This is a genomic window from Pseudomonas sp. SZ40, assembly GCF_052958135.1.
In genome coordinates this window covers 1-13,901 of sequence record NZ_JBQWIF010000065.1, presented here as the reverse complement: position 1 = coordinate 13,901, position 13,901 = coordinate 1, and the positions used below count along the sequence as shown (strand labels likewise).

The following is a 13,901-nucleotide window of genomic DNA, read 5'->3' as shown; positions in this document are numbered from 1 at the left end:
CGAGGCGGGCGTGGGTGTGAAGCTGGCCGGCGACATGGCGGCCAGTGCCGGGGATATTCAGATCGATGCCAATGGGCTACTGACGCTCAACACGGCGGCGGCCAGCGGGCAGATCGCGGCACGCGCCGAGAGCGTTGAAACCCAGGGGCAGGTGTACGCCGGGACCCAGCTCGAGGTTCAGGCCAGGGACAGCCTGGTGAACCGCGGCAGCCTGGCTGCTCGCGATCGGGTGGCGCTGACTGGCGGCGCTCGGTTGCTCAACGAGGGCCATGTCGAAGCCGGTGTGAATGCCGACGACAGCCGCAATCGAGCGGGCAACGTTGCTCTGGCAGGCGAGCGGATCCGTAACGCGGGTAGCGTGGTCGCCAGCCATGATCTGCGGGTCGCTGCCGAGGGCTTGCTGGATAACCGTGACGGTCAGTTGCTGGCCGAAGGCAATGCCCGGATCGACAGCACCCAACTCGACAACCACAAGGGGCGCATCGTCGCCGATGGCAACCTCGCGCTGCGCAGTGGCCAGGTCGACAATGCTCAGGGACGTATCGCTGCCGGCCAGGCGCTGGAGGTCAACGCGACCGGGCTGGCCCAGCAGGGCGGTGTGCTCAGCAGCGGGGCAGGCCTGAGTGTCGACCTTGCCGGTGGCAATCTGGACAACCGTGCGGGGCTGGTCAATGCCGGGCAGGCGCTGCGTATAGACAGCGCCGCCAAGGTCGACAATACGGCAGGCGAGATTTCCAGTCGCCAAGGTGTGCAGGTGGCGGCGGCTTCTCTGGACAATCAGGGCGGCAAGCTGCTGGCCGAAACTTCGCTCGCGTTGACGGGGGAGCGCCTGCAAAACCGTGCTGGTCGCATCGCAGCCAATGCTGATCTGCAGCTGGTGCTCGACGATATCGACAACCGCGGCGGGACGGTTTCCAGCCGAGCCAGGGTAACGATAGCCGCACAGGGCCTGGACAACAGCGACCAGGGCAAGGTGATCGGTGCGCACTTGGTGCTCACCACACAGCGCCTGCTCAATCGTAATCAGGGCCTGATTCACGGGCAGGGCAATACGCATGTGGCCGGCGCCTGGCTGGACAACAGCGGCGGCTCACTTTCCGCGGGTGAAGATTTGCGTGTCGAGCTCGCGGCGCGGGGCGAGCTCGACGGCGGGCTGATCAATACCGATGGTTTGTTGGGCAGCGAGGGTACGCTGAACGTCGGTGCGGCGCGCCTGGACAATCGCCGGGGCGATGTTTCCAGCGTTCGGGACTTGAACCTGACCCTGCTGGGGGCGTTAAGCAATCAGGAGGGGCGGGTGCTCGGTGATGCGGCTCTGCACCTGCGCAGTGGCGACCTGAGCAACGATCAGGGGCTGATCTCGGCTGGCTCCACGCTCGCGCTGCACGCTGCGCAGATCGCCAACCGCAAGGGCCGTATCGCCGCTACCGGGCCGCTTGAACTGACGGCCAACGGTCTGCAGCAACAGGGTGGCGAGCTGTTCAGCAAGACCAGCCTGGCCCTTGACCTGCAGGGCGGCGCTCTCGACAACGACGCTGGCTTCATCAACGCACCGGGTGCATTGCGGCTCGATGGCCTTGGTGTCGTGAGCAACCGAGGTGGTGAAATCTCCAGTCGCCAGGGCTTCGACCTGGCAGCGAGCAGCCTGGACAACCGCAGCGGCAAGCTCATCAGCGAGCAGGACCTGCGCGTCAGCGTTTCTGGCAGCCTGGACAATCGAGGCGGGAGCCTGGCCGGTCGTCAGGTCGAGGTCAGCGCCGCGGCGCTGGACAATGGCGCTGACGGCCTGCTGCGTAGCCAGGGCCGACTCGATGTCGGGGTGAGCGGCACACTGGCCAACCAGGGCGGCGAACTGCTGGCCGAAGGCGATCTGAATCTGCTGGCGCAGCGGCTGGACAACCAGAAAGGCCGGGTCGCGGCCAATGGTCCACTGAGCGTGACGGCTGGCGACATCGACAACCGTGGCGGGGAAATATCCAGCCGTGGCAGTGCCGGTCTGAACGTCACGACGCTCGACAACAGTGACGGTGGCCGCCTGCTGGCGGCGCACCTGAACCTGGCGGCTGCGCGCCTGATCAATCGCGACGAAGGGCTCATCTTCGGGCGTGATCAGCTTCAGCTCGGCGCTGCTCACCTGAACAATTCCGGCGGTACCCTCGCCAGCGATACTCGCGTGCTGATCGAACTCGCTGCTCGTACCGGTGACCTGGCCCACGATGGCCAACTGATCAACAACGCGGGAACAATCAGTAGCGAAGGCACGCTGAACGTCACCGCCGCCACGCTCGACAACAGCGCGGGGAGCCTTTCCAGCGCGGGTGCGTTGCAGGTCACCAGCCAGGGCGCACTGCTCAATCAGCAGGGGCGTCTGCTCACCGATGCCGGGTTGCTGCTGCGTAGCGCCGGCCTGGACAACCGCCATGGCCAGATCTCCGCGGTGGAGCATCTGAGCGTCATCACCGGGCGTTTCGACAATGACGGCGGTCGCCTGACGGGTAACGCCAATCTGGACCTGCAGGCCGATCAGATCGGCAACGCCCAGGGGCGTATCGCCGCCAGTGGCCCGCTGTCCGTGCAGGCCAGCGGTCTGGCGCAGCAGGGTGGTGAACTGTTCAGCCAGACCAGCCTCACCCTCGACCTTGATGGTGGCTACCTGAACAATGACGCCGGCTTGCTGCATGCCCCCGGCCAACTGTTGCTGAACAATCTGGGGGCGGTGAGTAACCGTGGTGGCGAGATTTCCAGTGGCCAGGGTTTCAATCTGCTGGCGACGCGCCTGGACAACGCCAATGGTCGACTGCTCTCCGAGCAGAACCTGACGTTGCGGATTCAGGGCGTGCTGACCAACCTGGCAGGGTTGATCAGTGCCCGAGGCATCGACCTGCGTGCCAAGGAGCTGAGTAACGACGCGGGCACACTCTTCGCCCGCGGCGACCTCGTCATCGACCTTACCGGCAACCTGAGCAACGCCAGCAAGGGCCTCATTCAGAGTGCCGGCGATCTGCGCCTGAACAGCGGCACGCTCACCAATACCGACGGCACTCTGTTGGCCAGCAAGGCCCTTGAGCTGCGCAGCAACGGTGCGCTGGACAACCGCGACGGCGGGCTGATCAACAGCCAGGGCACCCTCACGCTCGACGCCGCTTCGCTGGACTCCAGCCAGGGAGGGGAAGTCTCGGCCAAGGGCGACCTGCAACTGACCCTCGACCGCCTGACTCAGCAACAGGGCGCCTTGATCGGCGAAAGCTCTATCAGCCTCGACCTGCGCCAGGGGGACCTGGATAACCGTCAGGGCCTGATCAGCAGCAACGGCCCGCTGACCCTGAGCAACCTGCGAGCCGTCGATAACGCAGCAGGGGAAATCTCCAGCCTCGGCGTGCTGGACCTGGCCGCCGCCAGCCTGGACAACCGCAATGGTCGCCTGATCAGTCGGCAGTGGCTGCGCCTGAGCCTGGGCCAAGGCGACAATCGCGGCGGCCTGCTCTCCGGTTGGCAGGGCCTGCAACTGAGTGGCGGTTCCCTCGACAACCGCCAGCGCGGAACGCTGTCCAGCCGCGATGGCGGCCTCGCCGTAGCGCTCGCCGGTGCACTGCTCAACAGTGGTGAAGGCGCTCTGGTGGCTGCCGACCGTCTCGATATTCAGGCCGAGAGCCTGGACAACAGTGACCGGGGCATTCTTTCCAGTGGTGCGGGCCAGCGCCTGCAGATCACCCGGCAACTGGACAACCGCGCCGGGCAGATCGACGCCGGAGAGCGCCTGGTCATCGACGCCACTAGCGTCGCCAACGCGGGCGGCTTGTTGCAGGCGCAGCAAGACCTGACCCTGAGCAGCAAGGCCCTGGACAATAGCCATGGCCGCATCGCTGCCAGCGGTGCAGCCACGCTCAACGTCGACGGCACCCTGAGCAATGCTGCCGGGCAACTGGCCAGCGCCGGTCCCCTGAACATTACGACCGATACCCTGAACAACCAGGGCGGCACGCTGGCCAGCCAGAGCACCGCCAAGCTCGTCGTCAGCGAGCTGGACAACAGTGGCAGCGCGACCCTGGCCGCCAATGGGGCGCTGGAGCTCGGTGTCGCCCAGGCGCTGAACAACAGCGCCGATGGGCTGATCTACAGCCGTGACGCTCAGGTGAATCTGAACGCCGCCAGCCTCGACAACAGCGGCGGAGCCATTCAGGGGCAGGGCGATCTGCTGCTGAACATCGGCGGCGCCCTGAACAACCAGGCTGGCACTCTGCAGAGCCGTAGCGGCGCTGTCGACCTTACCGCTGCCAGCCTCGACAACCGCCAGGGTACCCTGGCCAGCCTTGAAGGCTGGGTGCGCACCCGTCTTTCCGCCTGGCTGCGCAACGGCGCCATCGGGCAGGGCGGTCTGATTCAGGGGCAGCACATCGACCTGCAGGTCGCTGGCAACCTCGACAACGCTGCCGGGCGCATTCATGCCCTGAACGGCGCGGCGACCTTGCGGGCCAGCGCCTTCGACAACCAGAGCGGCACCCTGCATGCCCAGGGTGACCTGCTGCTGCGTGGCGGCGACCTGAACAACCAGGGTGGCACCCTCGGGGCTGCCACCATCACCCTGGAACAGGCTACCGACGCCTTACTCGATAACCAGCAAGGCATCATCGAAAGCCGTGGCACGCTGCGCGTGCAGGGCGGCAGCCTGAACAACCAGGGCGGCCAGCTGCGTGCCCTGGGCAGTACCGGCACCACCTTCTTCACCCTGGGCGCGCTGCTGGACAACCGCGGCGGCACCCTGGAAACCGCCAACCGCGACCTGACCCTCAACCTCGGCAGCCTGCTCAACCACAATGGCAAGCTGCTGCACGCTGGCGGTGGTGAGTTCGGTGTCGCCCTGGCGCAGGTCGCCGCCGCGGGCGGCAGCTTCGTTACCCAGGGCGGCCTGACCCTCAAGGCCGACAGCTGGAGCAACGACAGTATCCTCCAGGCCGGGCATCTGACGCTGGATATCGGCACCTTCGAGCAGACGGCCAATGGGCAACTGCTGGCCACCGGTTCGCTGACCGGCAAGGGGGGCAACTGGATCAACCATGGCCTGATCGCCAGCGATGGCCCCCTCAGCCTGACTCTCAGTGGTGCCTACAGCGGCAACGGCCGGGTCACCAGCCAGGGTGCCCTGGACCTCGCGGCCGCGAGCCTGAGCCTCAGTGAAACCGCCAGCATCACCGCCGCTGGTGCGGCCAGCTTCATGCTCGGTGGTGCACTGCTCAACCAGGGCCGCCTGACCGCCGCCGACAACCTTACCCTCAGTGCCGCCAGCGTGAACAACGCCGGCACCCTGGGCAGTGCCCAGCGCCTGACCCTGAGTACACCGAGCCTGATCAACGAGAAGGGGCTGCTGTTCAGCGGCGACGACATGGCGCTGTATGTCGACACCTTCATCAACCGTTACGCGGATGTGTATAGCCTGGGAACGTTGCTGATCGCGGGTGATCAGGCGGGCGAGCAGTCCAGCCGTTTCGAAAACGTATCCAGTACCGTTGAGAGCGCCGGGGACCTTGCCGTCAACGCCCTGGCGATCATCAACCGCAAGGATGCCTTTGCCGTATCCGAACGGCTCGTGTCGGGGAGCATCACCTACGAATGTCTTGATTGTAAGGGACGCCATTTCGATTTCTATTACTTCCTCAACGAGCAAATAGAGCGAACCGTCTCCTCCGACTCACCGGCCTCCCTGATCCAGGCTGGCGGCAACCTCAAACTCACTGGCAGCACGATCGAGAACAGCCACAGCACGATTTCCGCTGCCGGCAATATCTTGCTCGTTGGCGATCAGGTATCGAACCTTGGCTCTGCCACGGAAAGCGTGAATCGCTATCGCCAGTACCGTAATCCGGTCGATTCCGAGCGGCGAGCTGTTTTCGAAAGTCTCATCAGCGCAAATGGTGATATTTACCAATACAACCGAAATAACGCGATATACGAGCACACTTATGTCATTAGACAGGCCCGCGAACCGGATATCTATCTGAGGCCAGACCGCCAAGTTACCAGGACGCCAAATCGCTATTACAACCCCGGAGCTCAATACCCGGTTCCCGCCATCTTCAGCACCTACAGCCTTGTCAATTCGGTCGATACCGTCACCTCGACCGGTGTTGCCGCCGGAGCGGTCATCCAGGCCGGTGGCAATGTCACCGTGCAGAGCGCGAACGTCATCGAGAACGGCGTTCGCCGCAATGGGCAGAGCATCGCTCCTGGCACCTCGCGAGCAGGTGATACCAGCAGTGGTGGCAGCGGCTCGACCACAGTCATTCGCCTCAACCCGCAACTCCCTGCAGACCTCGCCCAGCAACAGGTAAATCCGCTGAGCCTGCCTGGCTTCAGCCTGCCGACTGGCCAGAATGGATTGTTTCGCCTCAGCGGCCAGAGCGGCAGCGACAGCCAGGTGCGTGAGGCAGTCGCTGCCCAGCAGTGGGCATTGGCCGGCACCAGCCTCGAGCAGGCACAGCGTGAAGGCTCCGGCGCTGTACGGATAGAGGATGTGCGGGGCGATCAAAGCGGTCAGCTCCAGGCTGGCCTTGGCCAGCCGGTTGCAGTCGATAGACCGTCACTGGTTATTCAGCCCGGCACCCAGGTGACCGTCAGCGCATCCGCCGCTCAGGACGGTGCCGGTAATCCGGTTTCCCAGGCCCAGGGCGTCATCGTGAACCCTGTCGCCCGTCCTCACAAATACCTGATCGAGACCAACCCGGCGTTGACCGAACTGAGCCGCTTCCTCAGCTCCGACTACATGCTTGGCCAACTGGGTTACGACCCCGATCAGGCCCAGAAACGCCTGGGCGATGGCCTCTACGAACAGCGCCTGATCCGCGACGCCATCGTCGCCCGTACCGGCCAGCGCTACCTGGCCGGGTTGACCAGCGACGAGGCGATGTTTCGCTACCTGATGAACAACGCCATCGCCAGCAAGGACGCACTGAACCTGGGCCTTGGCGTCAGCCTGAGCGCTCAGCAGGTGGCTGCCCTGACCCACGACATCGTGTGGATGGAAGAGCAGGAGGTCCTCGGCGAAAAGGTCCTGGTGCCGGTGCTCTACCTGGCCCAGGCCGAAGGCCGCCTGGCCCCCAACGGCGCGTTGATCCAGGGCCGTGACGTGGCGTTGATCGGCGGTGGCGACCTGAGCAACCAGGGCACCCTGCGAGCCAGCGGTGCATTGGATGTACAAGGTCGGAACATCGCCAATAGTGGCCTCATGCAGGCCAACGAGCGCCTGCAACTGCTGGCGACCGAGAGCATCCGCAACGCCCAGGGCGGCATCATCGCCGGGCGCGATGTCAGCCTGATCGCCCGCGAAGGCGACATCGTCAACGAGCGCAGCGTCACTCAACATGCCGCCAGCGTCGGCTCCCAGCGCTGGGGGCAGACCCATGTCGACAGCGCCGCCCGCATCGAAGCCAGCGAGAGCCTCAGCCTGGCGGCTGGGCGCGACGTGAGCAACCTCGGCAGCGTTCTCGACAGCCGCGGCGACCTGGCCATTCAGGCCGGCCGCGACGTCACCGTCGCCTCCGTGCAGGAGGGGCAGTACCAGACCCGCGGCAACTGGTTCGTCAATGAACGGGTAACCCAGGTGGGCGCTGAGGTGAGCGCGGGTCGTGACCTGGATATCGCCGCCGGGCGCGACCTGGGCGTGGTGGCCAGCCGCGTGACGGCAGGCCGTGATCTCGAGCTTGGCGCCGAACGTGACCTGATGCTCTCCAGCGCCGCTGACGAGAGCCACTTCCTGTCGAGGGGCAAGAAAGTCACCCAGAGCCGTGACCAGATCACTCAGCAGTCGAGCGAGATCCAGGCCGGTCGTGACATCAGCCTGGGAGCGGGCAATGACCTGAGCGTGATCGCCAGCCGCGTACAGGCTGGCAACGACGTCGACATCGATGCCGGCCAGGACATCGATATCCTGTCGGCCAAGGATGAAAGCGCCTCCTACTACTTCAAGAAGAGCAAAGGCTCGTTCGGCCGCAGCAAGAGCCGCCAGAGCGAAAGCTACGACAGCACCAACATCGCCTCGGTGATCGAGGCGGGCAACGACCTGACGATCAACACCAGCAAGGCTGCCAGTGGCGCCCTGAATCTCGAGGGTGGCCGCGACGTCACCGTCATCGGCAGCCAACTCAGCGCTGGTAACGACCTGCTGGTCGGCGGCACCGGCGATGTGGCCGTGCTGTCCGGTGTCGAAGAGCACGGGTCCTACGCCAAGAAAACCAAATCCGGTTTCCTTGGCCTGTCGAAGAGCGGCAAGAGCCAGCTGCAGACCAGCGCCACCCAGGTCGCCAGCGAACTGGAAGCAGGCAACGACGTTGTCATCGCGGCAGGCAACGACATTCGTCTACGCGCCAGTACCACCGATGCCGGTAACGACGTCGAGCTGCGCGCCGGGTTGGTGAAGGAAACGGGCGATATCAACCTGGTTTCGGCGAATGACGAGGCCTATAGCCGTAGCGAGTCGTACAAGAAGAAGTTCGATCTTTCCGCCAGTAATGCAGCTGGGCTTGGCGGTATCACAATTTCTAACGCCAAGAAGAGCGGCCAGGAAATCATCAGCTCCACTAATGTGGGCAGCCAGGTCAACGCCGAGCGTGATGCCTCACTGATCGCCGAGCGCGATATCAACGTGGTGGGCAGTGGCGTCAGTGCGGGTCGTAACGTGCTGCTTGATGCTGGACGTGACGTAAACGTCGTCGCAGGGAGCAGCAGCGAACAGATCACCTCGTGGAAGAACACCAAGACCGTTGGCTTGCAACTGAGCTCCGATGGCAATGGTGTTAGTGCCTTTGCCGGAGCCGAGTCGCTCAAGGACAAGACTCGTACCAGCGAACAGACTGCGACAGCCAGCCAGATCAACGCCGGTTTGGACCTCGATGTACGTGCTGGCCGCGATATCCGGCAGCAAGGCTCGGACATGCAGGCCGGCTACGACCTGAACATGAAGGCCGGGCGCGACATCGTCGTCGATGCGGCTCGCGAACAGTCGAGCATCGAAAGGGAGCAGAGCCAGAACCGTAGCGGCGTAGGCGTCACGGTTAACCACAATTTCGAGCGAACCAAGAATGCGGTAAGCGGCGCCGGCAAGGGTGAGAACACTGTCAGCCAGGCATCGAGCACGCTCAAGGCGGTGGACTCCGTCAGCCAGTTCCTGGCTGGGCCAACGTTCGATGCGCACTTCGGTAATACCAGCCAACGCCAGAGCGTCAGCCAGACCGTGGTTGGAAATCGCGATTCGACGTTGGACGCGGGTAACGACATCAACCTGGAAGCAGGTAATGACGTTCAGGTACGTGGCGCTCAGTTCCAGTCCGGGCGTGACATCAATGTAAGCGGCCGGGACATCGTGCTTGATGTCGCCCGTGGCGAGCAACGCTATGACAGCCAGCAGAGCCAGGGTAAAGGTGGAATTGTTGGTGGCACCAGTGGTGGCTTCAAGGTTGGCATTGGTGGCAGCCGAGGCGTAGCGGGTGAAGAGGGCAGCCAGGGAACCTCCAGTGGCGCGGTGCTCAATGCCGAACGTGACGTCAATCTCAACGCCCGCAATGACCTCAACCTGATCGGTACGCAGGTTCAGGCGGGGCGCGATATCGACCTCAAGGCCGGTAACGACCTCAACATCGGCGCCGCACAGAATGCCAGTGACAGCGAAAGCAGCCGTCGCAGCGGTGGCGGCGAAATTGGCTTCACCTTCGGCTCCGAAGGCGTTGGTGTGTATGTCAGCGTCAACGTCGGCAAGGGCGACCTTGAGCGTGAAGGTCAGCGCCAACAGGAAGCCTACCTGTATGCCGGCGATCGCCTGAACTTCACCAGTGGTCGAGATACCGCCATCAGTGGTGCACAACTGAGTGGCGACGAAGTCACTGGCCGTGTGGGTCGTGACCTGACCGTGACCTCGCTACCCGATACGGGCAAGGTCAAGGGCCGGGAATTCGATGTCAGCGCTACCGCCACGTTCGGCCCGGGAGCAGGCTTCAGTGCTTCGGTCGGCTACGGTCAGACCAAGGGCTCTACCGAGTGGGTGGAAAATCAAACCCGTATCGTCGCGCGTGATCGTTTGGACATTCGCACCGAAGAGCACACGCAGCTCGATGGCGCAGTGCTGGCCTCGAACACCGGCAACCTCAAATTGGACACCGGCACCCTGGGCTTCAGCGATATCGCCGGTCACGACAAGGAGCACAGCTATTACCTGAATGTCGGCGGTTCGTACGGCAAGAACGGCGCGAAAGATACCCAGCAGGACAAAAGCCAGGAAGGCAAGGGCGAAAAAGGCAAGACCGGCTGGAGCGTCGAGGGTTACGAGTACGAGAAGGATCGCCAGCAAATCGTGCGGGCTACCGTCGGCGAGGGCGAAATTGTCGTGCGAGGGGATGCGGGGACAGGAAGCGATTCGACCGTTGGTCTCAATCGTGATGTAAGCAGCGCTTACGAGATCACGCGGGATGATGAGGAACGTACGGATCTGTATGTGACCAAGTCGTCTGTGGAGGCGGTGGTAAGTCCGATTGAGACGTTAAACCAATGGAAGAAAGATGCTCAGGCATATCCTGAAAGAAGCCTAGATGCATTGGATGACGCAGTCGGTTTAGTTGCTGGTGTTGGTAAGTTTGCTCAGCAAAGTTGGCGAGAAATACAAGCACAACAAGTTTCTCTGGATAAGGTTTCCCCAGCACTGCGTGCGCAGTTAGGAGACGAGCAGGCCCTGGCAGTTGCTAAGAATATAGTGCGCAATGGACTAAACTCCGACGTCATCAATAATTTTGGTGAAAACGATCTTATAGTTCTAGCAAAGTTTGCAGAGGTTTATGGGGACTTTAATTATGAGCAAGCTAAATGTCAGGCGAGCGGTGGGTGTAGATCTCCTTCGACTGGTTTAGGCTCGCAGTCGACTAATGTAGTTAATGAATACGGTGAGAAAGTTCCACGTTCAGATGATACTGTCCCGCTGACTGCGGGCGAAAAGCTTCTGCTTCAATCTTACAAGCTGAACAAATATGTGTCGGGTTTGGAACTGGAACAAGCGCAATTGCTGATGCTGGGGGTACAAGCCCTGATGGGGCCGGCAAAGGCGGCTGTGGGCTTGGCCGGCAATCAATTAATCGCCAGTCTATTTGGTGATCAGATTGAAAAGGTAAAAGGTGACCTCGCTCTAAAAATTGCTGATCAGCTACTTCCGGCTCAGTTGGAAGATTTGGCCCGAGAACATCAGAAAAATAAAGAACGGCATGCAGCTGGTGAAGAAGTCAATGATGGTGTCGCCTTCGTCATTGGCTCTGAATTTCTATTAGATGTTGCGATGGGGAGTGTTGGTGGGTTTGGAAGAAAAGCAGAAGGTAAAGTTGTCGTAGGGCGTACTTCATCGGACGTTTCCCCAACCAGAACTATTACCCAAACGCAGGCCCAGAAGGAGGTTGATTATCCGTTACCGGATAAGCCTGTGAAGGATCTATCGAAAGATTCATCCAAGCCTGTGAAGGATGCATCAAAAGATCCATCCATCGCTGTGCCGAAAATGGACGAGCTCACGGTTAAGGCATTCAATCCGTATAATAGTGATAAATTTAACGCGATGTCGCCCGAACAGCAGAAGTCGTTCATAAAAGAATACAACAAGCAGTTGCAGTCGCAGCAGGATGCCATCAATCGCATGACTGTTGACGATTTTAAAAGCGCCCGGGATGCTTATGAAAAGGTAGGTCGTAATCCGGATGCTGTTGCCGCACAACAAAAATTCGGTAAAGATTTCGAGAATAGCGTCAGGGAAAGCATTACCGAGTCCTTGATGGCCAAGGGAAAGGACTTCAAGACCGCATCTGCTGAAGCAGCTATCAGAGCCAAAAAGATTCGATCTGATCTAGCTGCATTGCATGACCCTGATATGGTCGCTGGTGGTTGGTTCAGTCCTGAACCTGTCAGAATGGGCGATTCGCTGGTCAACTCCTCAATTGGAGGTAGTTGGCCGAGCCGCTTGAAGGCATTGGATGAACAGGTGTCTAAAGCTATAGCCAATGGATATGGTCAAGCGCAGATGAACATCAGGCTTGAGTTGCTTCGAGGAGCTGAAAAGTGAGAGACGAATTTTTTCAGTCATTTATTGATAATTTGGGTGAGGCAAATTCGCATCGACAGGTGCCCAGTTCTAGTGTCGAAAAATATCGTTCGATATTGCCCGGCTCCCTGCTTGGTTACTGGCGTGAGGAGGGCTGGTGTTCTTATGCGGATGGACTGTTCTGGATCGTAAACCCTGATTCTTATAAGGCCACGCTTGATAGTTGGTTGCAAGGAAGCGGTCTGGACGAGATCGATAATTACCATGTTATCGCTAGGGATGCGTTCGGCTCACTATATGCCTGGGGTGAACGCTATCAGCGCAAGATCACGATATCGAGCTTAGCTGGCGGTATCGTTGCTCTTAAGAGTCAGCTTCAGAAACCCAACCCCCAACCGGATCGAGCCTTAGGTATTTTTCTCGGGTCCATTAGTCGGGAAAGCCTCGATTTTGAAGATAATCATGGCAAGCCGTTGTTCAGGCGCGCGCTAATGAAACTGGGACCGGTGGGTGAGAATGAAATGTACGCGTTCGAGCCTGCGCTGTGTATTGGCGGAAAGGCTGATCTTGAACATATGGTAAAGCTGAATATGGATGTGCATTTGACGATTCTTGATCAGTTGCGGAGGTGATCCTAACGGGGAAAAGGGACAGATTCTGAGGAACCCCCACAAAATATCCACTCAGATCAATTAGATAGCTTGAAGATGCCTGCATGAGCCGGCAGTTTGGTAGTCGCCAAACCAACCAACTCCCGAGACTCATGCAGGCCGTACGATTCTTACATAGGCATTCTCCAAACACTCCCCACAACCCACAGCAAGCGTCTGAGCGGTCTGATGAGTTGCGTCAGTGTCTTGCTACCCGGGCAAAATCGATAGGGTCAGAGTCATTGATATTTCAAGGCTTTGGACTCCGTCAGCCAGTTCCTGGCTGGGCCGACGTTCGATGCGCACTTCGGTAGTACCAGCCAACGCCAGAGCGTCAGCCAGACCGTGGTTGGAAATCGCGATTCGACGTTGGACGCGGGTAACGACATCAACCTGGAAGCAGGTAATGACGTTCAGGTACGTGGCGCTCAGTTCCATTCCGGGCGTGACATCAATGTAAGCGGCCGGGACATCGTGCTTGATGTCGCCCGTGGCGAGCAACGCTATGACAGCCAGCAGAGCCAGGGTAAAGGTGGAATTGTTGGTGGCACCAGTGGTGGCTTCAAGGTTGGCATTGGTGGCAGCCGAGGCGTAGCGGGTGAAGAGGGCAGCCAGGGAACCTCCAGTGGCGCGGTGCTCAATGCCGAACGTGACGTCAATCTCAATGCCCGTAATGACCTGAACCTGATCGGTACGCAGGTTCAGGCAGGGCGCGATATCGACCTCAAGGCCGGTAACGACCTCAACATCGGCTCCGCACAGAATGCCAGTGACAGCGAAAGCAGCCGTCGCAGCGGTGGCGGCGAAATTGGCTTCACCTTCGGCTCCGAAGGCGTTGGTGTGTATGTCAGCGTCAACGTCGGCAAGGGCGACCTTGAGCGCGAAGGTCAGCGTCAACAGGAAGCCTACCTGTATGCCGGCGATCGCCTGAACTTCACCAGTGGTCGAGATACCGCCATCAGTGGTTCACAACTGAGTGGCGACGAAGTCACTGGCCGTGTGGGTCGTGACCTGACCGTGACCTCGCTACCCGATACGGGCAAGGTCAAGGGCCGGGAATTCGATGTCAGCGCCACCGCCACGTTCGGCCCGGGAGCAGGCTTCAGTGCTTCGGTCGGCTACGGTCAGACCAAGGGCTCTACCGAGTGGGTGGAAAATCAGACCCGTATCGTTGCGCGTGATCGTTTGGACAT

At 60.8% G+C, this 13,901-nt stretch carries 2 protein-coding genes and 1 pseudogene; all 3 read left to right on the top strand.

Annotation, left to right across the window (positions count from 1 at the left end):
- Nucleotides 1–16: 16 nt before the first annotated feature.
- On the top strand, nt 17–12,079 hold the full coding sequence (locus ACT9T4_RS26035) for a hemagglutinin repeat-containing protein (protein WP_499119729.1): 12,063 nt from the start codon (nt 17–19) through the stop codon (nt 12,077–12,079).
- Nucleotides 12,076–12,690, top strand: a complete 615-nt coding sequence (locus ACT9T4_RS26030) for a GAD-like domain-containing protein (RefSeq protein ID WP_179537647.1) — start codon at nt 12,076–12,078, stop codon at nt 12,688–12,690. The genes ACT9T4_RS26035 and ACT9T4_RS26030 overlap by 4 nt, the downstream gene beginning before the upstream one ends.
- A 270-nt stretch (nt 12,691–12,960) precedes the next feature.
- Nucleotides 12,961–13,901, top strand: a pseudogene (locus ACT9T4_RS26025) (hemagglutinin repeat-containing protein); the annotation flags it as partial.